This is a genomic window from Hydrocarboniclastica marina (genome assembly GCF_004851605.1).
GTDB classification, from domain to species: Bacteria; Pseudomonadota; Gammaproteobacteria; order Pseudomonadales; family Oleiphilaceae; genus Hydrocarboniclastica; species Hydrocarboniclastica marina.
This window is the reverse complement of record NZ_CP031093.1, coordinates 2,627,793-2,647,256: the sequence shown is the minus strand read 5'-3', so window position 1 is coordinate 2,647,256 and position 19,464 is coordinate 2,627,793. Positions and strand designations below refer to the sequence as shown.

23 protein-coding genes are annotated in these 19,464 nt (G+C 58.3%); 11 read left to right on the top strand and 12 right to left on the bottom strand.

Annotated elements, in window-relative coordinates:
- Window positions 1-3: 3 nt before the first annotated feature.
- On the top strand, window positions 4-840 hold the full coding sequence (locus soil367_RS11805; RefSeq protein WP_246065269.1) for a carbon-nitrogen hydrolase family protein: 837 nt from the start codon (window positions 4-6) through the stop codon (window positions 838-840).
- 29 nt (window positions 841-869) lie between these two features.
- Here the strand turns inward: soil367_RS11805 and yjgA are convergent, their stop codons facing one another.
- The 12 genes from yjgA to soil367_RS11745 form a co-directional block, all read right to left on the bottom strand.
- On the bottom strand, window positions 870-1,403 hold the full coding sequence (gene yjgA, locus soil367_RS11800) for a ribosome biogenesis factor YjgA (RefSeq protein WP_136549287.1): 534 nt from the start codon (window positions 1,401-1,403) through the stop codon (window positions 870-872).
- A 39-nt stretch (window positions 1,404-1,442) separates the two neighbouring features.
- Window positions 1,443-2,804 (bottom strand): magnesium transporter, encoded by a 1,362-nt coding sequence (gene mgtE, locus soil367_RS11795; protein WP_136549286.1) that lies wholly within the window; start codon window positions 2,802-2,804, stop codon window positions 1,443-1,445.
- 154 nt (window positions 2,805-2,958) lie between these two features.
- The gene (locus tag soil367_RS11790; protein ID WP_136549285.1) at window positions 2,959-3,228 is read right to left on the bottom strand and encodes an HPr family phosphocarrier protein; all 270 of its coding nucleotides are present in this window, start codon (window positions 3,226-3,228) and stop codon (window positions 2,959-2,961) included.
- Entirely contained in the window at window positions 3,225-4,103 is an 879-nt protein-coding gene (gene rapZ / locus soil367_RS11785; RefSeq protein WP_136549284.1) for an RNase adapter RapZ, read from the bottom strand. Before rapZ ends, soil367_RS11790 begins: the two co-directional genes overlap by 4 nt.
- Before the next feature lie 178 nt (window positions 4,104-4,281).
- Complete coding sequence (gene ptsN / locus soil367_RS11780; RefSeq protein WP_136549283.1) at window positions 4,282-4,746, bottom strand: PTS IIA-like nitrogen regulatory protein PtsN; 465 nt, start codon at window positions 4,744-4,746, stop codon at window positions 4,282-4,284.
- Between the two features lie 19 nt (window positions 4,747-4,765).
- Window positions 4,766-5,074, bottom strand: coding sequence for a ribosome hibernation promoting factor (hpf, locus tag soil367_RS11775; RefSeq protein WP_136549282.1), 309 nt, complete (start codon window positions 5,072-5,074; stop codon window positions 4,766-4,768).
- A gap of 225 nt (window positions 5,075-5,299) precedes the next feature.
- Window positions 5,300-6,841: an RNA polymerase factor sigma-54 gene (locus soil367_RS11770; protein WP_136550598.1), complete on the bottom strand. Its 1,542-nt coding sequence runs from the start codon at window positions 6,839-6,841 to the stop codon at window positions 5,300-5,302.
- Window positions 6,842-7,162: 321 nt separating this feature from the next.
- Window positions 7,163-7,888 (bottom strand): LPS export ABC transporter ATP-binding protein, encoded by a 726-nt coding sequence (gene lptB, locus soil367_RS11765; protein WP_136549281.1) that lies wholly within the window; start codon window positions 7,886-7,888, stop codon window positions 7,163-7,165.
- Window positions 7,866-8,402, bottom strand: coding sequence for a lipopolysaccharide transport periplasmic protein LptA (gene lptA, locus soil367_RS11760; RefSeq protein ID WP_136549280.1), 537 nt, complete (start codon window positions 8,400-8,402; stop codon window positions 7,866-7,868). The genes lptB and lptA overlap by 23 nt, the downstream gene beginning before the upstream one ends.
- Before the next feature lie 61 nt (window positions 8,403-8,463).
- A complete protein-coding gene (gene lptC, locus soil367_RS11755) occupies window positions 8,464-9,066 on the bottom strand; it encodes an LPS export ABC transporter periplasmic protein LptC (RefSeq protein WP_136549279.1) in 603 nt (200 codons plus the stop codon).
- Between the two features lie 16 nt (window positions 9,067-9,082).
- A complete protein-coding gene (locus soil367_RS11750; protein ID WP_136549278.1) occupies window positions 9,083-9,646 on the bottom strand; it encodes a KdsC family phosphatase in 564 nt (187 codons plus the stop codon).
- Entirely contained in the window at window positions 9,646-10,686 is a 1,041-nt protein-coding gene (locus soil367_RS11745; RefSeq protein WP_136549277.1) for a KpsF/GutQ family sugar-phosphate isomerase, read from the bottom strand. The genes soil367_RS11750 and soil367_RS11745 overlap by 1 nt, the downstream gene beginning before the upstream one ends.
- A 295-nt stretch (window positions 10,687-10,981) precedes the next feature.
- Between soil367_RS11745 and soil367_RS11740 the strand changes: the two genes are divergently transcribed.
- The 10 genes from soil367_RS11740 to hisC all read left to right on the top strand — a co-directional run bounded on the left by soil367_RS11740 (window position 10,982) and on the right by hisC (window position 19,457).
- Entirely contained in the window at window positions 10,982-11,791 is an 810-nt protein-coding gene (locus tag soil367_RS11740) for an ATP-binding cassette domain-containing protein (RefSeq protein ID WP_136549276.1), read from the top strand.
- A complete protein-coding gene (gene mlaE, locus soil367_RS11735) occupies window positions 11,791-12,573 on the top strand; it encodes a lipid asymmetry maintenance ABC transporter permease subunit MlaE (RefSeq protein ID WP_136549275.1) in 783 nt (260 codons plus the stop codon). The genes soil367_RS11740 and mlaE overlap by 1 nt, the downstream gene beginning before the upstream one ends.
- Complete coding sequence (mlaD, locus tag soil367_RS11730; protein ID WP_136549274.1) at window positions 12,573-13,031, top strand: outer membrane lipid asymmetry maintenance protein MlaD; 459 nt, start codon at window positions 12,573-12,575, stop codon at window positions 13,029-13,031. The genes mlaE and mlaD overlap by 1 nt, the downstream gene beginning before the upstream one ends.
- 64 nt (window positions 13,032-13,095) lie before the next feature.
- Window positions 13,096-13,812 carry an MlaC/ttg2D family ABC transporter substrate-binding protein gene (locus soil367_RS11725; RefSeq protein ID WP_136549273.1) on the top strand — a complete coding sequence of 239 codons (717 nt, stop codon included), beginning with the start codon at window positions 13,096-13,098 and terminating at the stop codon, window positions 13,810-13,812.
- On the top strand, window positions 13,799-14,164 hold the full coding sequence (locus tag soil367_RS11720) for an STAS domain-containing protein (RefSeq protein ID WP_136549272.1): 366 nt from the start codon (window positions 13,799-13,801) through the stop codon (window positions 14,162-14,164). The genes soil367_RS11725 and soil367_RS11720 overlap by 14 nt, the downstream gene beginning before the upstream one ends.
- Before the next feature lie 389 nt (window positions 14,165-14,553).
- Window positions 14,554-14,790 (top strand): BolA family protein, encoded by a 237-nt coding sequence (locus soil367_RS11715; protein WP_136549271.1) that lies wholly within the window; start codon window positions 14,554-14,556, stop codon window positions 14,788-14,790.
- A 179-nt stretch (window positions 14,791-14,969) separates the two neighbouring features.
- On the top strand, window positions 14,970-16,232 hold the full coding sequence (gene murA / locus soil367_RS11710; RefSeq protein ID WP_136550597.1) for a UDP-N-acetylglucosamine 1-carboxyvinyltransferase: 1,263 nt from the start codon (window positions 14,970-14,972) through the stop codon (window positions 16,230-16,232).
- A 6-nt stretch (window positions 16,233-16,238) separates the two neighbouring features.
- Window positions 16,239-16,883, top strand: coding sequence for an ATP phosphoribosyltransferase (gene hisG, locus soil367_RS11705; protein WP_136549270.1), 645 nt, complete (start codon window positions 16,239-16,241; stop codon window positions 16,881-16,883).
- 113 nt (window positions 16,884-16,996) lie between these two features.
- On the top strand, window positions 16,997-18,310 hold the full coding sequence (gene hisD / locus soil367_RS11700) for a histidinol dehydrogenase (RefSeq protein WP_136549269.1): 1,314 nt from the start codon (window positions 16,997-16,999) through the stop codon (window positions 18,308-18,310).
- An 88-nt stretch (window positions 18,311-18,398) separates the two neighbouring features.
- Window positions 18,399-19,457 carry a histidinol-phosphate transaminase gene (gene hisC, locus soil367_RS11695; protein WP_136549268.1) on the top strand — a complete coding sequence of 353 codons (1,059 nt, stop codon included), beginning with the start codon at window positions 18,399-18,401 and terminating at the stop codon, window positions 19,455-19,457.
- Window positions 19,458-19,464 lie beyond the last annotated feature (7 nt).

Genomic DNA, 19,464 nt, shown 5'->3' with positions numbered 1-19,464 from the left:
GGTTTGGATACTGCTGCAGAGATTGCCTTGATTCAGATGGTCAGTGGGCGGGACCCGAGTGCCAATCTCGCCCGGGTTCGCGAGCTTCTGAAACAGGCTTCAGAACAAGGCGCGAGCATCGCCGTATTGCCGGAAAACTTTGCCTCGTTCTATAGCGCCGGCATGCGGACGCTTGCCGAACAGGAAACCACTACCTCTGGTCCGATCCGCTCTTTTTTGGCAGATCAGGCCCGCGAGTTAGGTATCTGGATTGTCGCAGGCTCTCTGCCAATGGCCATTCGCCCGGACGGCTCGCCTGTGCCGGCGCCGCGGGTGAGGGCAACCTGCTGGGTCATTGACGACCAGGGAAGAGAGGTCGCGCGGTACGACAAGATTCATCTGTTCGATGCCGAGGTCGGCGATGCCCAAGGCAGCTATAAGGAATCTGATACATTTGAGCCCGGCGATGAACTGGTCTGCGTCGACACCCCCGCGGGTAGGCTCGGCTTGTCTATCTGCTACGATCTTCGTTTTCCTGAACTATACCGAGGCCTTGTCGCGCGCGGCGCAACCTGGGTCGTGGTGCCCGCCGCATTCACCTGGCGCACCGGGCAGGCCCACTGGGAGACGTTGCTTCGGGCGCGGGCGATCGAGGATCAGGTATGGGTCTGCGCGCCCAACCAGGGCGGCCAGCATGACAGCAAGCGTAGAACCTGGGGACACTCCATGATGATCGACCCGTGGGGCACAGTTGTACGGTCCGCCGAAGAGGGTGAGCAGTTGTTGCTGGCAACTCTCGACCCCGCGCGTGTCGGAGAAGTCCGCCGGGCCATGCCGGCATGGCAGAACCGGCGGCTGTAGCGATCCCGGGTCGGCCCGGTAGATGTCAGTTAAGGGCTGTCTGCCTGATCGATAAGCTCACGGAGGTAGCGAAACAGCTTTCGCGGTTGCCCACTGTTGCGCTCCAGTGACACATCCCTTCGGCTGTTCCGCACAAGGTTGCGCAGGTGCTGTGCATCGGCGGCCGGATACTCGGCGATAAAGTCAGTCACGGCTGTGTCTTCATCAATGAGCCGTTCGCGCCAGCGTTCAGCCATGTGTAACCGCCGCGTATTTTCTTCGCTGCCGGCGTTAAAACCATCAATAGCGCGCTGCAATTGCTCCACGTCTTCGTAACGCATGAGCTTGCCGAGGTACTGCATATGCCTGCGCTTGGCCTCGTTCTGGCTTATGCGCCAGGATTCCTCAATAGCATGGCGGAGCGTATCACTCATGGGGATCTCGGCGACCTGGCCCGGTTTCAGAGCGATCAATTCACCGGCCAGCTTTTGCAGAGCGTGCATTTCTCGTTTTAACTGGGACTTGCTTTTGAAGTCCGGGTCTTCCGAAAAGTCTTCTTCGGGTTTGTCGTTGTGTGTAACCATTGGTGCTCTCAGCGATGCGAACGAGGCCAGTAGACCGTCTCAGGAGTAGGCCAGGGTGGCCAGGCCCAGAAAAGACGCAAAGCCTATCACATCCGTGATTGTGGTAAGTATCACTCCGCCTGCCAGCGCGGGGTCAATCTTGCGGGCTTTCAGGATCAGTGGCAGGGTCGTGCCGGCGACCGCAGCCGCCACAAGGTTGATGACCAGCGCTGCGGCAATAACCAGGCCGATCGTCAGGTCGTTGAACCAGAACACGGCCGCCACCGCCACCACCAGCGCCCAGGCCAGCCCGTTCAGCGCGCCCACGATCAGTTCGCGGTTAAGCAGCCAGCCAATATTCTGCGGGCTGATTTGCCCCACTGCCATACCTCGGATAACCAGCGTCAGCGCCTGACTGCCCGCGATACCGCCCATGCTGGCTACGATCGGCATGAGTACGGCTAGGGCAACGACCTGTTCGATAGTGTGTTCGAAAAGACCGATGACGGCGGAGGCGATAAATGCGGTAATCAGATTGATGCCAAGCCAGACAGCCCGACGCCGGGTCGTTTTAAGGATTGGGGCGAAAGTGTCTTCTTCCTCATCCAGACCGGCCATCCCCATGAGCGAGTGGGCCGCGTCCTCGCGAATAACATCGACGACGTCGTCGATAGTAATGCGCCCGAGCAGCTTGCCGCTGTCACTGACCACGGGCGCTGAGATCAGGTCGTGGCGCTCGAACAGGTTAGCCACTTCATTGTCGCCCAGCGTCACCGGGATCGGATCGAGGTCGGTATGCATGACCTCCCGCACTGTTGCAGCAGGATTTGCGACGAGTAGCGTTGTTAGCGGTAGCACGCCGATGAAATCGTCTTTGCGATTGACCACAAAAAGGCTGTCGGTTATGGCTGGCAGCGCTCTGTGGCGCCGCAGGTAACGCAGGATGACTTCGATGCTTAAATCCGGCCGGACGGTTACTGTGTCCGTGTTCATCAGGCCGCCGGCGGTGTCCTCCGGGTACGCCAGCACGGCCTCCACGCGCTGCCGGTCCTGCTCATCCATCGTCTCCAGAACTTCCTGGATGACAGCTTCAGGAAGCTGCTGGAGCAAATCGGCAAGGTCGTCCGGCTCAAACGATTCGATAACGCTGGCGACTTCCTGCGGGTCCAGCTGGCTCAGGAAATAACTACGGATATCATCGCTCAGGTATTGCAGTACTTCGCCTTCGAGCTCCTTGTCGACCAGGCTCCAGAGAAGCGTCCGCTGGCGCGGCGGAGAAGATTCAAGCAGGTGGGCAATATCGCTGGGGCTGAGGCCGCCGTTCAGGATACGCGCGACCTGCTGCAGGGAACCGCTGTCCAATGCCTCGCTCAACGACCGCAGGCGTTGGCGGAAAGTCTTTGTCTCGGCCAGACTCGCCATAAACAATCCTAAGTTCTATTTATCTGCTGGCTTCTAGCTGGCCGGGACTCTTTTGATCCCGAGCCTCGGCGGAAGGGCCCGGATTCTTGCTGAATGACGGAAACTGCGCAACCTATCCAACGACAAGGGCTACGGGTAGCTGCCGAAGCGGGCGCTATTCACCTTCGCCAAAACGGTCTGCGATCAAAGCAACTATCGCATCCCGTGCCTGCTCTTCGTCAGCACCGTGAATGATGAGTTTGATGTCTGTGCCGCAACTGGCAGCCAGCATCATCACAGCCATAATGCTCTTGCCATCGACGACCCGGTCTTCCTTGGCTATTTCTACCCGGGACTCGTAATTACTGGCTGTGGAAACCAGTTTGGCCGCGGCACGGGCATGCAGCCCCAGCCGGTTTATGATGGATACCTGCTCTTTGATCATGATTGCGCAGATCCGTTATCAGGGAGTTCAGTGTGCCGGATCTGGACGTTCGGGAAATCTTCACTCAGGGCCAGCCCCAGCTTTTGGGCCATGTATACAGACCGATGCTGGCCGCCGGTACAGCCTATGGATATCGTCATGTAGCTGCGGTTGCTGTTTCTGAAACTTGGCAGCCACTTCCGCAGGTAAGCCTCGATATCTCCCTGGAGCTCGCCCGTTTCCTCCTGAGCCTCGAGAAAATCGCACACCGGCTGATCGAGGCCACAATACTTGCGCAGGCTGGTGTCCCAGTAAGGGTTCGGCAGGCAGCGCACGTCGAAAACGAAGTCAGAATCGACCGGTACACCGTGTTTGAAGCCAAACGATTGAATCAGGAGTGCGAGTTCCTGCTCCTTTCGGCCTACGACACGCTGCTTCACGATATCCCGTAGTTCATACATCGACAGATCGCTGGTGTCGACATAGAGGTCGGCCAGCTGGGATATGGGTTCGAGCAGCTTTTTCTCGTGGGAGATCGCTTCTTTCAGGGAGCGACGGTTATTGCTCAACGGGTGCTTGCGCCGGGTCGCGTGAAAACGCTGGAGCAGAATCATCTCTTCAGCGTCCAGATAAATAATTTCGACACTCAGGTTGGGTTGCTCGAGCGTTTTGTGCAATCGCTCGAAGTCGGCGATTTCATCAGACAGATTGCGGGCGTCGATACTGACTGCAATGTGTCTGAGCCTCTCTGAACCCTTCTCCAGCGCTTCATTGGTTAAGGGGACCAACAGGCCAATAGGAAGGTTGTCAATACAGTAGAAGCCGAGATCTTCCAGCACGTGTAGCGCGGTACTTTTGCCGGAGCCGGAACGGCCACTGACGATTATCAGCTTCACGGTAGCCTCCCAAAGGGAACAAAAAAATCGGTAAGGCCCGAAGAGCGAAATCAATCAGGCCGTAATGCACCCGTTGAGCCTCACGCTGAGTGCTTCAGGCGGCCAGGCCAGACGATTCCTCTGGACGTGTGCGACCCACTACAGGGTTTCTTGTCAGGGCCGCCGCGGGGGCTCCGGCTCAGGACGCGACTATCGTCGAGTACAGTTCATCGGCATTTGCAGCATCGCGCAGCCGCTGACAGAACGCCCGGTCGTTGAACTTTTCTGCCAGTTGGCTGAGGAGTTCAAGGTGTTCGCTGGTCGCCTCCTGAGGCACAATCAGTACAAAGAGCAGGTCAACCGGCTCGTTGTCGATAGCATCGAAAGGAATGGGCTCGTTCAGCGCGAGAAGCGCCCCCACCACTCGTGAACAGTTCTCCAGCCGACAGTGGGGAATGGCAATACCCTGGCCGATACCAGTGCTTCCCAGCCGCTCTCGGGCAACGAGGTTATTGAAGATCTGGTCTTCGTTGAGTTCGGCGTACTGGGACGCGATATGCGACGCAATAACCTCAAGAACACGCTTTTTACTGCTCCCGACCACACCTGTCAGGGTGAGTTCGGGAGCCAGAATGGATTGGATCGAGATTGCCGTTTCAGTCATTGGAAGGACGCTGTCCCTGTCAGCGTGCGGTTGCGCCGTGCATTCTCGCAACCTGTTTCTCTTTGTGCTTGAGGACTTGACGATCCAGCTTGTCGGTCAGCTGGTCAATCGCGGCGTACATGTCTTCGTTTTCAGCCTTGGCGTGAACTTCGCCGCCAGTGATGTGGATGATGGCTTCGGCTGTGTGACGTTGCTTGGCAACAGACAGAATTACCTGGACGTTGCTTATGTGATCAAAGTGGCGTTCGAGCTTTGCGAGCTTGGTGCTAACGTAGTCTTTCAGAGCGTCAGTCAGTTCAACATGATGACCCGAAATATTGAGTTGCATAGTGCGCTCCCGCAGTCTTTAGGTAGGGATGCCCCAGCGTTGCCGATCGAAGGAGCGGCTTCACGCCTGAGCGAACGTCCGATCAGTCTGTCCAGCAGTCGTTACAACCACTGGTCCTCCAAACTATAACATAGGGGTGGGCGCTACGCTCGCTCACCTACCGCCACTGTACGTAACCTGCCGGCAGAATCCAGCCCGGATTCACCGGTCACCGCCAGGTCGCTATCAGACCAGTCTTTTGCGCTCGTTCGAAGGCGCAATATTCATGGCTTCGCGGTACTTGGCGACCGTCCGCCGGGCAACTTTAATGCCCTGGTCAGCCAGCAGTGCGGCCATTTTGTTATCACTCAGCGGTTTGCGCGCAGACTCCGACGCGACCAGTTTCCGGATCATTGCCCGGATGGCGGTCGAGGAACACTCTCCGCCTTCGTCGGTGCTAACGTGGCTGGAGAAAAAGTACTTGAGCTCAAAAATACCGCGTGGCGTATGCATGTACTTTTGCGTGGTGACACGGGATATCGTTGATTCGTGCATCTCCACGGCCTGTGCAATTTCTGACAGGATCAATGGCTTCATGGCCTCTTCGCCGTGTTCGAGGAACCCCTGCTGATGCTCGACAATACGCGTCGCCACCTTGAGCAGCGTCTCGTTACGACTTTGCAGACTTTTGATGAACCATTTCGCTTCCTGTAGCTGATCACGCATGTAGGTGTTATCGGCGCTGCTATCTGCCCGCTTGATGAACGACGCATACATGGAGTTGACCCGTATACGCGGGGCAATGTCCGGGTTGAGTTCGATTCGCCACCGGCCAGCATGCTTGGTGACGATAACGTCGGGCACAACGTATTCCGGTGGCACACGGTTTACGGTCTCTCCCGGGCGCGGCTGGAGGCTCTGAATCAGCGCCAGGACCTCCCGCAACTGTTCTTCTGACAGTCGCGAGCGACGCATCAGCTGTGCGTAATCACGGCTACCGAGCAGATTCAGGTAGTGGCTGACCAGAAGTCGGGCCTGGGGCAGGTATGGGGTATCCCCTGGAAGCTGATTCAGCTGGATCAGCAGGCATTCCTGCAAATCGCGGGCGCCTATACCGGGAGGGTCAAAGTGTTGCAGCCGGTGCAGAACGGCTTCCACTTCGTCCAATTCGACCGGATCCTCGTCGTCGGGGTTGTAAAGCCCGCCGTGCACGTCCTCCAGCGAGGTGGTGAGGTAGCCGTTATTGTCGATCGAATCAACGAGGGCGTGGGCAATCACGCGGTCACGTTCGCTGAGCGGCGTCAGATTCAGCTGCCAGAGAATGTGGTCAATCAGTGTCTCAACCGGTGAGTTCCGAGACTCGAAATCGCTGTCATCATCGTCTTCCCCCCGCGAGACGCCAGACGCGGGAGCGGTTTGGTACACGTCATCCCAGGCGGTATCGACGGGAAGGTCATCCGGTAAGTCATTGGTACCGGCCCATTCTTCGTTATTCCAGCTGTCCGAGTCTTCATCGGCGTAATCTTCAGCCGGAGCAGCTTCTTCGCGTGTTTTCTCCTGTTCCCGGGGCGTAGGTTCCTCGCCTTCGGCCGATTCATGCTCGGCACGAACCTCAGGCTCGTCGACATCGCCTTCTTCGGCAACTTCGAGCATGGGATTGGATTCCAGCGCTTGCTGAATCTCCTGCTGGAGGTCCAGCGTAGACAGCTGAAGCAGCTTGATAGCCTGCTGGAGCTGGGGCGTCATTGTTAATTGAGCGCCCATCTTCAGTTGTAGAGAAGCCTTCATCACCATCTGGTTCAAATTCCGTGTGCGTTGACGCGCACGACAACGATTCATCAGGGTTCAGCCCGGTCAGGGTGCATGCCTGTCCGGGGCGAGCTGCGGGAGTTTTATACTCCAAAAAGGTCTAACCGTATGAAGGGCCGGATGAAGTTGTTGCGCTAGCAATTTCTTTGCCGAAGTTTACTAGGCTTTGGCACAGCGAGACAATCTCGTCTTGGCTTTGGTGCTTCTGTAAAGTATCGGGAAGCCCGACAGGGTTTCTGCCTGCGCATCTATGGCCGCGTTCCCGGTCCTCTAACAGAGTCGACCAAAAACGGCCGCTCGTCAAAGACGGAACTCTTGGCCCAGGTAAACTTCCCGAACCTGTTCGTTCGCAAGAATGTCCTCGGAACTGCCCGAGGCAATAATGTGGCCCTCACTGACAATGTAGGCCTGCTCGCAGATATCGAGTGTCTCGCGGACGTTATGGTCTGTGATCAGCACGCCTATGCCTTTGCCTCTCAAGTGTCGGATTATCTGTTTGATGTCGCTGACGGAAATCGGGTCTACCCCGGCGAAAGGCTCGTCCAGCAGGATAAACGCCGGTTCCATGGCCAAAGCTCGTGCGATTTCGACCCGGCGCCGTTCACCCCCGGAAAGGCTCATGCCCATGCTGTCGCGAATGTGGGTGATATGGAACTCCTCGAGAAGCGCTTCGGCTTTGTCGTGGCGCTGCTTGCGGCTGAGCTCCTTGCGGGTTTCAAGGATGGCCATGATGTTGTCATGTACGCTGAGCTTGCGAAACACCGACGCCTCCTGGGGCAGGTAGCCAATGCCCTTGCGCGCACGCCCGTGCATGGGTAATGGAGTAATGTCCTGATCATCGATCTTTACCCGTCCATGGTCAGCTTCAACCAGCCCCACGATCATGTAGAAACACGTCGTCTTGCCAGCGCCGTTGGGCCCAAGGAGTCCCACTATCTGCTCGCTTCGGATTTCCAGGGAGACGTCTTTGACGACTTCCCGCCCTTTGTAGCTCTTAGCCAGATTAGTTGCGGTCAGCAGGGCCATTCCCGTCCTCCGTTGCCGGGTTGGAGCCGCTGTTCTGCTGGCGCCGGGGCTGGATGATCATCTCGACCTGGGCGCTGTCGTCGGACGAGCCGCGCTCGGCCGTGACCACGCGGTTCTCGGTCTGATAGCGAACAAGGTCGCCCCGGAAAATATCACCCGCCTGCCGGATCACCGCATTCTCACGAAACGTCAGCAGGTGCGAGGCGGCATCAAACTCTATCTCGTCGGCGCGCGCATCGGTTTCCGGTGATTCCGAAGTCTCGGCCTGCTCGTAAACCGCCGGGTCGCCGAACGCGAGAATTCGGCTGAGTCCTTCTGCATCCCGATAGAGTTCCACCCTGTCCGCTCTGAGTGACGTCTCGGCCTGCACGATGACTACGTTGCCTGTATAGGTCGCGCGGCCTGCCATGTCGTCCAGCCGCGCGTGGTCGGCGTTCACGGAAATCGGTGCGTCAGAATTCATGTCGAAAGCAGAAAGGCCGCTGCTCCAGAGAACGACGACAAGAAGAGCCATTGCAGGCCACAACGTCGCGGCTACCCTTGAACCCGGGTAGGGCGTCGTAGAACGCGCGCTGTCAGCGCCGGTTCTTGATGTTATCGGTAACATATTCGCCTTCTACTTCGCTTTGAAATTCGATGATGCGGTCGTCGATCCAGGCACGCATGCCGACGGCATCGGTCGTGCCGCGGTAGTCGAGCAGGGTTACGGGCGCCTCAGTGTGAACAATGCGGTCGAGATTATCCAGTGTGAGGCGCTCGCTCAGCAGTTGCGTTGGCGCCATGCCGGGATTGGAACGGACTACCCTGACATCCCCGGACAGAAGGAGTAACTCTGTGTTGAGGTCATACCTGCCAGCTTCGGCGGTTATGTTCCAGGGTATTCGCGTTTCTTTTTCAAAAACTGCACTCTCGGGCTCTTCCATCAGCGCATACTGCTCGTCTTCAAACTGCTCCGCCCGTGCGCTTTCGATCCTGCTGGACAGTTGTCCGGTCTGGTCATAAGCGCGATAGACAGCGTTGACGATAAAACCGTCTGGCTCGCGCGGACCGCGCAGATCAGCGGTCGATCCGGCGCCGGAAGATTCTTCATCCTGCCAGACCATCAGTAAAAAAATTGCCCCGAGCAGGCCAATAAGTGCGTAGGTCAGGGCGGGCCGGCGGCGCAGAATACTCAGCATTTACTCGATCCCGGGGTTAAAGGTACGTTTCCAATGTCGCGTCCAGCGAGCCCCTGGCCTGCAGTAGCAGGTCAGACACTTCCCTGACGGCGCCCTCACCGCCGCGAGCCAGGGTACAGCAGCGCGCATGCCTGCGTATCAGCCAGTAGGCATTGGGCACCGTTATGCCAAGGCCGACCGCCCGTATTGCGGAAAGGTCGGGAAGGTCGTCGCCGAGATAGGCCACTTTCGCCAGCGGCAGGTTCAGTTCGTTGCAGAGCTCGCGTAAGGCAACCAGCTTGTCTTCCCGGTTTTGCTGCAGGTGCTTAATGCCCAGGTCCCGTGCGCGCCTTGCGGTTAGTGGCGACTCCCGACCGGTGATGATCGCGACCCGGATACCTTCCCGCTGGAGCAGTTTGATGCCCTGGCCGTCGAGGATATTGAACGCTTTAATTTCGTCACCGCTGGCCGTAAAGACAACGTCGCCGCGCGTCATAACGCCATCCACATCCAGCACCAGTAACTCAACAGTCGCAGCAATCTGCAGGATGTCTTCCGGCCATTGTCTCGGTTCGTCCGGATGAGCGTATGTGTCGGTCATCAAAGTACTCCCGCCCGCAGAAGGTCATGCATGTTCAGCGCACCGACGAGACGACGGTCATCGTCGGTGACCAGCAGGCCGTTTATCTTGATCTCCTCCATGATGTTCAGCGCTTCGGCCGCGAGATGATCCGGTCCAATAGTCTTGCAACGGGTGGTCATGACTGATCCGATGCGGGTCGAATGTATGTCGAGGGGGCGGTCCAGCGTGCGCCGGAGATCGCCATCGGTAAAAACGCCGAGCAGGCGGTTATCCTCGTCAACCACCGCAGTCATGCCCAGCCCTTTGCGTGACATTTCCATCAGCGCATCACTCAAAACCGCGTGCTCCGGCACCTTCGGCAATGCCTCTCCTGCGTGCATGATGTCTGCGACCTTGAGTAGCAGGCGCCGCCCCAGCGTGCCGCCGGGGTGTGAGAACGCAAAGTCTTCCGCGCTGAAACCACGTGCCTCAAGTAGCGCGACGGCTAAGGCGTCACCCATAACCAACGTTGCTGTCGTACTTGAAGTTGGTGCCAGGCCCAGGGGACATGCTTCGAGCGTCACCGTGATATCGATGTTAACGGCAGCCTGCCGCGCCATGATGGAGTCCGGGTTGCCCGTCATGGTGATCAGAGGTGCGCCCATGCGCTTTATCAGGGGGAGTAGCGTAACCACTTCAGAGGTGTTGCCTGAGTTCGATATAGCCAGGACGACGTCCTCGGGCGTGATCATGCCCATGTCCCCGTGGCTCGCCTCGCCGGGGTGAACAAAAAATGCGGGCGTGCCGGTGCTGGCGAACGTTGCTGCAATCTTTCGGCCCACGTGACCCGATTTGCCCATGCCGATTACCACCACGCGGCCAGCGCACGCCATCAGAAGCTGACACGCCTTGACGAACTTCGCGTCGACTCGATCATCCAGCGCCGCCACAGCGTCGCGCTCGATCTGGATGGTGCGTCGGGCTGAAGCGATAAAACCATCGGGCTTATTGCTGAACCCGTCGGTTTCCGTATTGCTCCGGCTGGACTTGCTGTCCCGGTTGGTTTCTTTGCTGATCATAGTCAGGCCTGTTTTCAGTTCGAACAGATACGGCGAAGAGGAGCGCGGAGTATAACAACTTACCGTGTTTATGACTGCGAATTGGCGGCGGTGTGGCGGTGTCAGGGCGAAGCGTGATTGAGCCGGGGCTACGATTGCATTATGTTTGCATCCTGTGTTTCAGCCAGCGCAAAGATGAAAGCGCGAACCATGGCGCGACATAACCCTGGCTGAGCGCGTAGAATACCCGCCTTTCGGCATTTACGACGACACATCGGCGGCCTGGCCACAGGTTCGCCAAAGGATAGGCAGTCCCATGGTTCAGCAGGAACATTTTGTCGAAGTCCGCGGGCTGACCTTTAACCGTGGTGAGCGGCGTATATTCGACGGCATTAATCTCGATATCCCGCGGGGAAAAGTCACGGCTATCATGGGGCCGAGCGGAACTGGCAAAACAACTCTCCTGAAGTTGATAGGGGGGCAGTTGAAGCCCGACCGGGGCTCGGTGCGTGTCGACGGGGAGGAGGTTGCGGACCTAAGTCGGCCCGAGCTCTACCGCCTTAGGCGGCGTATGGGCATGTTGTTCCAGAGCGGCGCACTGTTCTCCGACCTCAGCGTATTCGAGAACGTGGCTTTTCCACTGCGTGCCCACACGCGCCTGCCAGAAGACATGATTCGTGACATCGTGCTGATGAAGCTCCAGGCGGTGGGCCTGCGAGGCGCTCGCAAGTTGATGCCGGCAGAACTCTCGGGTGGCATGACCCGTCGGGTTGCTTTGGCACGCAGTATCGTACTGGATCCGGACCTGATTATGTACGACGAGCCCTTTGCGGGGCAGGATCCCATCGCCATGGGCATCCTCGTTCAGCTGATTCGCCTGCTGAACGACGCGCTGGGGCTGACCAGCATCGTCGTCTCCCATGATGTCGCGGACTGCCTTCGTATTGCCGACCATGTGGTACTCATAGCGGATGGGCAGGTGATCGGCGCCGGCTCCCCCGACGCTTTGAGAGAACTTGATTCGCCTCTGGTTCGGCAGTTTCTGGACGGCCTGCCGGATGGTCCGGTTCCGTTCCATTACTCGGCTGACGACTACCGTGCTGATCTGCTGGAGGGTAAGGGTTAATGCTTGATCCCGTGGTGCGCCTGGGTGAAAAAGGCGTCAGGTTCTTCCGGTCGATCGGTCGTTCAGGGATTTTTCTCTGCGATGCGCTGGTGGGTGTGCCCCATCCGCGCGTAGGGTTCCCGCTTCTTATCAAACAGATCTACTCAGTGGGCGTGCTTTCCCTGCCGATCATTCTGGTGTCTGGCCTTTTTATAGGCATGGTGCTGGCGCTTCAGGGCTATAGCATTCTCAGCGACTTTGGCTCAGAACAGGCCATTGGGCAAATGGTTGCCCTGACGTTGGTCAGGGAGCTTGGGCCCGTTGTTACGGCGCTGCTCTTCGCCGGTCGTGCAGGCTCTGCGCTGACTGCTGAAATAGGCTTGATGAAAGCGACCGAACAGCTCACGAGCATGGAAATGATGGGCGTCGACCCGCTGCGCCGGATAGCGGCGCCACGGCTCTGGGCGGGCTTTATCGCCATGCCTCTGTTGGCGCTGATCTTCAGCACTGTTGGCATCTGGGGGGGTATGCTGGTCGGCGTGGATTGGCTTGGGGTGTTTGCCGGTTCGTACTGGGGCAACATGCAGTCTTCGGTAGACTTTACGAATGATATCCTTAACGGGGTGGTGAAAAGCGTTGTGTTCGGCGTCGTATGTACGTGGATAGCGGTTTACCAGGGTTACGACAGCGTACCCACTTCGGAAGGCATCAGTAACGCCACGACGCGAACTGTGGTTTTTTCTTCTCTCGCAGTGCTCGGACTCGATTTTGTCCTGACCGCGGTTATGTTCGGAGATTTCTAATGCGCAATCGGATGCTTGAACTGGTGGTTGGGCTATTTATGATCGGCGGCTTTGCGGCGCTGGTATTCCTGGCTCTCCAGGTGAGTGGGCTGTCACCCAAAGCAGCGTCTGAAACCTATACTGTATCAGCACGCTTCAATGACGTGGGCGGCCTGTCCGAGCGGGGCCAGGTTTCGCTGGCCGGGGTGACTATTGGCCGCATCAGCGGTATTCGGCTGGACCCGGAGACCTTGCAGGCCGAGGTTAAAATGGAGATCTACAAGGATATTGATACCATCAGTTCCGACAGCACCGCGGTTATCCGGACGTCCGGGCTGCTGGGTGAGCAGTACATCGACATCTCCGTCGGCGGGGACCCCGAGTACATGCAGGATGGTGATCAGTTCTACGGAACCCAGTCGGCGCTAAATATCGAGAAATTGATCAGTACTTTTGCATCAGGTGGCGGCGGTGGATGAGGCGCCCCGATCTGATCCACGGGCGGTGGCTGCCGCCCGCGAGCCAAGCTTCCAGGAGAATGTTATGACCGCCCGCGCTTATCAGAAGTTGCTGCAGAACTGGCTGGCAGCAGTCGCGATTCTTTTTGTAGGCTTCGCCAGCGCTGCGACAGCCAATACCGCCCCGGCGAGCGACGAGATCGAAACTGAAAGTGACCTGCGGGAGTATGTTGCGTTCCATACAGACCGGATGGTGGGTCGTCTGGACGAGCTGCGGAAAAGCTATCAGGAAGACCCTGAGGATTTCTACCGTACGATGGAGGAAGAGCTGACAGACTTCGTTGATTTTCGTCGGATTGCGGCACGCGTGATGGCACGGTACGCCCGGCAGGCGACGCCGGAGCAGCGGGACGCTTTTGTCGAGAAATTCAAGCGTAGCCTTTTCGAGACATACTCCAAGGCGCTTTCGAATACTGAGGATTTTCGCATTTCGGTAGATTCCGCCCGCTTTATTTCTGACGCAAAGGATCGTGCCTCAGTTGCGCTGACCATCACCTCAGAAGCGGGCCAGAAATACGGAGTGACCTATTCGCTCTTTGAAGACAGCGAGGGGCGTTGGATGATGGAAAATGTGGTCGTTGAGGGCGTGAATATCGGGTTGGCCTTTCGCGATCGCTTCCAGCAGGACATGGAAAAACGTCGGGGCGATATACAGGCTGTCATTGCCAACTGGTCGGGCGAAGTGGAAGGGCTGGAAGAGAAAGCGGACGCTCAGGGCCAGGGATCCGATGGCGGCGAATAAGAAGGGAAGAGTTGGTGTCGAACCCGGGCGGGTCACTCTGGCCGCCGATGAGACCGTGCTCGTTTCAGGACAGTTCGACTATCAGGGCGTTGTGGCAGCGCGTGAGGAGGGAGAAAAGCTGATTCGCGCGCTGGCGGCCTCTCGCTGCAGGATAGATCTTAGTGGTGTCGAATCGGCTGACAGCGCGTTCATGGCCCTGCTGCTGAGTTGGATACGGCTTTGCGAGCGCCGCGGCGTCGTGCTGGAGCTGGTGGCAGTTCCTGAGCCACTGCTCGCTATGGCACGGGTCAGTGGACTTGAAACCATCCTTCCGGTTGCATCTGAACAAGCTGGCGCACGAAACTCGGCCTGAGACTCCTCTCCCAATTTAACCTGGCCGCCCCGCAGGGCAGCCCGGTTTAGCAATTGAGCAATATTCGGTACAATCCCTCTCCTGTTTCAGTGCACCCTGGTCCTTTTCCAGGCGCCGCCTTCTGATACGTCTTCGGGTCCGGGCTTTCCAGGTGCCGGTTGTGCTGACCTGCTGACCCAGCCTGGTGTTCCAGGCTATCGGCGCAGAACATGCAGCGTCAGGCTTTCACTGCCGGGCCGCCAAGTCTGCCGTCGCCAGTGGTTATGTCTGGAATCGGGTGGTAGGACGCCTGGAGTGCTGTTTATGTGCTGCAGGAACAACGTGAAGCCCGGTGTGCGGGTACTTTGCGATAAATGACACGTAATTGATCCATATTTGAGGAGAACGCCATGCAGGCCCAGGAAGTCGAAGCGATGGTTAAGGCGGGTCTGCCGGACTGCGAAATTCAGGTACAAGCTGATGGTAATCACTATCTTGTGGTCGCTGTCGGGGATCGGTTCGCAGGCATGTCAGCGGTCAAGAAGCAGCAGCTGATTTACGGCACAGTAAAAGAACCGCTCGCTGATGGCCGCATCCACGCGCTGACGATCAAGGCGTTCACACCTGATGAGTGGAAAAGCCGCTAGCGGGGCACATCTGCCACGTCTGGCGAGCGCAACCTTTTATACAAGCCTGGGGCAATGACGCCTGCTTGCGTTGTCGGGCTGAAGTTGTCCGGCAGGAATTGCTGGCTTGCCTTGAACCATACCCGACTGTGCTGATCAGCCCGTCTTTCCGACGACACGCCAAATACGAGAACATTGATGTGGATAAACTTCTGATAAAAGGCGGCAAACCGCTCGAAGGCGAGATAAGGATCTCCGGCGCCAAGAATTCTGCGCTCCCGATCCTGGCTGCGACGCTGCTGGCTGATGAGCCCGTTACAGTCGGCAACTTGCCGCATCTCAACGACGTCACCACGATGATTGAGCTCCTGGGCCGGATGGGCATTGAGCTGATGATCGACGAGAAAATGAGCGTTGAGATACGCGCAAATACCATCAAGGAGTTCACCGCCCCTTACGAGCTGGTCAAGACCATGCGGGCGTCAATCCTTGTACTGGGCCCGTTGCTGGCCCACTTTGGCCGCGCCGACGTGTCGCTGCCAGGCGGCTGTGCCATCGGCAGCCGACCCGTTAATCTTCACCTTCAGGGGCTGGAGCAAATGGGGGCGGATATCGAGGTAGAGGGCGGTTTCATTCATGCCCGCACCAACGGTCGACTGAAAGGTGCTCACATTTTCCTGGACATGGTGACGGTGACGGGCACCGAGAACCTGATGATGGCCGCGGCCCTCGCCGAGGGTAAAACCGTCCTCGAAAATGCGGCCCGCGAGCCCGAGGTAGTGGACTTGGCCGAGTGTCTGATCGCCATGGGCGCGGACATACGGGGGCAGGGCACCTCAACAATCGAGATTCACGGAGTAGAGCGGCTTCACGGCTGCCGTTTTGACGTGCTGCCGGATCGGGTAGAGACCGGCACATATTTGGTAGCAGCGGCCGCAACCCGTGGGCATGTCCGCCTCAAAGACACCCGCGAAGACTTGCTAGAAGCCGTGCTGCTGAAGCTTGAAGAAGCTGGTGCCCATATTAATTGCGGACCCGGCTGGATAGACCTTGATATGAAGGGCAACCGGCCGCGGGCCATCAATCTGCGAACCGCACCGTACCCTGCGTTTCCAACCGATATGCAAGCGCAATTCGTCGCCATGAACACCGTGGCCGAAGGCGTCGGCTCGGTTATTGAAACGGTGTTTGAAAACCGGTTCATGCACGTGCAGGAGCTGATTCGACTGGGCGCTGATATCACCCTGGAGGGCAACACAGCCATTATCCGTGGCGTCGATCATTTGACCGGTGCTCCGGTCATGGCGACTGATCTGAGGGCCTCAGCGAGCCTGGTCATAGCCGGGCTGGTGGCGGGCGGAGAGACCATAGTCGACCGCATCTATCACATCGACCGGGGCTACGAGTGCATTGAAGAGAAGCTTCAGATTCTCGGTGCTTCAATCCGACGGCTACCGGGATAGCGGGCTATGAATGAGATGATTACGATCGCGTTGTCCAAGGGACGGATTCTCAAAGAAACACTGCCGCTACTGGCGGAAGCCGGGATAGAAATAACAGACGATCTGGAAAACACGCGCAAGCTCGTTTTCGAGACCACCGACGACAGGGTCAGGATCCTTATCCTGCGCGCCACCGATGTGCCTACGTATGTGCAGTATGGCGGCGCGGATATCGGGGTAACGGGCAAGGACGTGCTGATGGAACACGGCGCGGAAGGCCTTTACGAGCCGCTTGACCTCAGGATTGCCCGTTGCCGCCTGATGACCGCGGGCCGGGCCGGTGAAAAGTCGCCGCGCGGCAGGGTCCGGGTCGCTACCAAGTTTGTCAGCCTGGCCAAGCAGTATTATTCGGCACAGGGCAAACAGGCGGATATCATCAAGCTCTACGGTGCCATGGAACTGGCCCCGATACTGGGGTTGGCTGACGAAATAGTCGATATCGTGGATACGGGTAACACCCTTCGCGCCAATGGACTGGAACCCAGGGAAACAATTGCATCGATAAGCTCGCGGCTTGTGGTCAACCGGGCATCGATGAAGATGAAGCATGCCCAGATTCAGCCCATTATCGGTGCCATGGCTGAGGCGGTAGCGCGGCGTCACACAGACTAGCGTCACGGGCGGCACCACGTGAGTGTCGTCAGGCCCCGATCGCGGGCACGACTTTCCGGTTTACAGTGAGCGGCAGGTGACCGGTTTCCAGAGAGTTTCAGGTGAATCGAAGCATGAGTGAATTGAAAATCAGGCGGATGAGCACGGCAGACGCGGGCTTTGATGAGGCGCTGGGTAAGCTCCTCGCCTGGGATGCAGCGACCGACACACAGGTGTCGGATTCCGTGCGCGCCATACTTGCGGATGTGCGCGTTCGCGGCGATCGGGCGCTACTGGAGTACACCGAACGTTTTGACCACCTGTCGGCAGGGTCAGTAAACGACCTGGAAGTGTCTGCCCAACGTATGGCCGAAGCACTTGCGCGTATCACTCCGGCGCAACGTGATGCCCTGGAGTGCGCAGCTCAGCGGATTCGGCTTTACCACGACAAGCAGGTGCAGGCTTCCTGGCAGTTTGAGGATGAGGACGGCACTGTGCTTGGCCAGCAAGTTGGCCCGGTGGACAGGGCAGGTATCTACGTACCCGGCGGCAAGGCCGCGTATCCCTCATCTGTACTTATGAATGTGATTCCGGCGAAGGTTGCCGGGGTGCCGGAAGTCATCATGGTCGTGCCGGCCCCCGGGGGCGAGCTGAACGATCTCGTGCTGGCGGCGGCCTCCATCGGTGGCGTTGACCGTATCTTCACCCTCGGCGGCGCCCAGGCCGTGGCCGCGTTGGCCTATGGCACAGAGACTATCCCAGCCGTCGACAAGATTGTGGGGCCCGGTAACATTTACGTCGCCACTGCCAAGAAAGAAGTCTTCGGCGTGGTCGGCATTGACATGGTCGCGGGACCATCCGAGATTCTTGTTATCTGCGACGGTGAAACTCCACCGGACTGGATTGCGATGGACCTGCTGTCCCAGGCGGAGCACGATGAACAGGCGCAGTCCATACTGCTGTCGCCGAGTGCCGGTTTTCTCGATGCGGTAGAAGAGAGCCTGATGCGCCTGACTCCCACGCTGGAGCGCTCGGCCATCGCCAGCCAGTCGATCCAGGACCGGGCAGCGCTTATTCAGGTCGCTGATCTCGATGAAGCTGCGCGTATCAGCAACCGGATTGCGCCAGAGCACCTGGAGGTGTCGGTGGATGACCCTTCGGCGCTATTGCCGAAGCTCAGACACGCCGGTGCGATTTTCCTCGGGCGCTACACCGCCGAGGCTCTGGGTGACTATTGCGCCGGCCCCAACCACGTTCTGCCGACCTCTGGTACGGCGCGCTTTTCGTCGCCTCTCGGGGTTTATGACTTCCAGAAGCGCTCATCGCTAATCGGGTTCACCTCCGTTGGGGCGAGTCGGATGGGTAAGGTTGCCTCAGTACTTGCGCGAGGCGAAGGACTAACCGCCCACGCCCGGTCGGCCGAGTATCGGATTATCGACGACGAGTGATAGTTTGTCGGGTCTTCTCCGGCCAGCGGCGCGCCGCTGCAGTTTGGCCAGATCCGGCAGGTCTTCTTCCAATCTCATGGATCACTTTATGAGCAGATTCTGGAGCCCGTTCGTCAAGGATCTGCTCCCCTATGTGCCCGGGGAGCAGCCCAAGCTGGCGAATCTGGTTAAACTCAATACCAACGAGAACCCATTCGGGCCTTCCCCGACTGCGCTGGCGGCGATCAAAGCCGAGCTGAACGACAACCTCCGCCTTTATCCGGATCCTAACGGCGACCTGCTGAAGCGAGCGGTGGCAGACTTCTACGGAGTCGACACCCGGCAGGTTTTTGTAGGGAATGGCTCCGATGAGGTGCTGGCCCATGTTTTCCATGGTCTGCTGCAGCACGATGCGCCCATCCTGTTCCCCGATATAACCTACAGCTTTTACCCGGTCTACGCCGGCCTATACGGAATCAGCTTTACTGAGGTTCCGCTCGACGGTGACTTTCAGATAAACCCCCGGGATTATGCGCGGCCAAACGGGGGTATCGTCATTCCGAACCCCAACGCACCGACGGGCTGTCTGCTTTCGCTGGCCGCGGTTGAGGAGGTGCTGAAAATCAGTCCGGACTCAGTAGTGGTAATTGATGAGGCTTACATCGATTTTGGCGGCGAGAGCGCGGTCAGCCTGATAAATAAGTACCCGAACCTTCTGGTAACCCAGACCGTCTCGAAAGGCAGATCTCTCGCCGGGCTGAGGGTTGGGTTGGCGATGGGTGATCCATCTCTGATAGAGGCGCTCGAGCGGATCAAGGATAGTTTTAACTCCTATCCGCTGGATCGCCTCGCTATCGTGGGTGCGGCTGCGGCATTCGCGGACCGGGACTGGTTCGAACACAGTCGCAATGCCGTTATCGATGGGCGCCAACAGCTGAAGACCGACTTGCAGGCGCTTGGCTTTGAAGTGCTGCCGTCTGCCGCTAACTTTCTGTTTGCCCGTCACCCGCACTATGACGGTAAGACACTCGCCAGCAAGCTAAGGGCGCGCGGGGTGGTAGTGCGTCATTTTGACCGGCCTCGGATCGACCAGTTTCTGCGCATCACTATCGGTACGCCGGAGCAGCACGAGTCATTGTTAACAGCTCTGGCCGAGGCTCTGGACTAGACCGGCA

Excerpts from the sequence above, each read along its gene's own strand:
- yjgA (WP_136549287.1), bottom strand. The coding sequence starts at position 1,403 with ATGGTTACACACAACGACAAACCCGAAGAAGACTTTTCGGAAGACCCG.
- mgtE (WP_136549286.1), bottom strand. The coding sequence starts at position 2,804 with ATGGCGAGTCTGGCCGAGACAAAGACTTTCCGCCAACGCCTGCGGTCG.
- soil367_RS11790 (WP_136549285.1), bottom strand. The coding sequence starts at position 3,228 with ATGATCAAAGAGCAGGTATCCATCATAAACCGGCTGGGGCTGCATGCC.
- ptsN (WP_136549283.1), bottom strand. The coding sequence starts at position 4,746 with ATGACTGAAACGGCAATCTCGATCCAATCCATTCTGGCTCCCGAACTC.
- hpf (WP_136549282.1), bottom strand. The coding sequence starts at position 5,074 with ATGCAACTCAATATTTCGGGTCATCATGTTGAACTGACTGACGCTCTG.
- soil367_RS11770 (WP_136550598.1), bottom strand. The coding sequence starts at position 6,841 with ATGAAGGCTTCTCTACAACTGAAGATGGGCGCTCAATTAACAATGACG.
- lptB (WP_136549281.1), bottom strand. The coding sequence starts at position 7,888 with ATGGCCCTGCTGACCGCAACTAATCTGGCTAAGAGCTACAAAGGGCGG.
- lptA (WP_136549280.1), bottom strand. The coding sequence starts at position 8,402 with ATGGCTCTTCTTGTCGTCGTTCTCTGGAGCAGCGGCCTTTCTGCTTTC.
- lptC (WP_136549279.1), bottom strand. The coding sequence starts at position 9,066 with ATGCTGAGTATTCTGCGCCGCCGGCCCGCCCTGACCTACGCACTTATT.
- soil367_RS11750 (WP_136549278.1), bottom strand. The coding sequence starts at position 9,646 with ATGACCGACACATACGCTCATCCGGACGAACCGAGACAATGGCCGGAA.
- soil367_RS11745 (WP_136549277.1), bottom strand. The coding sequence starts at position 10,686 with ATGATCAGCAAAGAAACCAACCGGGACAGCAAGTCCAGCCGGAGCAAT.
- soil367_RS11740 (WP_136549276.1), top strand. The coding sequence starts at position 10,982 with ATGGTTCAGCAGGAACATTTTGTCGAAGTCCGCGGGCTGACCTTTAAC.
- mlaE (WP_136549275.1), top strand. The coding sequence starts at position 11,791 with ATGCTTGATCCCGTGGTGCGCCTGGGTGAAAAAGGCGTCAGGTTCTTC.
- mlaD (WP_136549274.1), top strand. The coding sequence starts at position 12,573 with ATGCGCAATCGGATGCTTGAACTGGTGGTTGGGCTATTTATGATCGGC.
- soil367_RS11725 (WP_136549273.1), top strand. The coding sequence starts at position 13,096 with ATGACCGCCCGCGCTTATCAGAAGTTGCTGCAGAACTGGCTGGCAGCA.
- soil367_RS11720 (WP_136549272.1), top strand. The coding sequence starts at position 13,799 with ATGGCGGCGAATAAGAAGGGAAGAGTTGGTGTCGAACCCGGGCGGGTC.
- soil367_RS11715 (WP_136549271.1), top strand. The coding sequence starts at position 14,554 with ATGCAGGCCCAGGAAGTCGAAGCGATGGTTAAGGCGGGTCTGCCGGAC.
- hisG (WP_136549270.1), top strand. The coding sequence starts at position 16,239 with ATGAATGAGATGATTACGATCGCGTTGTCCAAGGGACGGATTCTCAAA.
- hisD (WP_136549269.1), top strand. The coding sequence starts at position 16,997 with ATGAGTGAATTGAAAATCAGGCGGATGAGCACGGCAGACGCGGGCTTT.
- hisC (WP_136549268.1), top strand. The coding sequence starts at position 18,399 with ATGAGCAGATTCTGGAGCCCGTTCGTCAAGGATCTGCTCCCCTATGTG.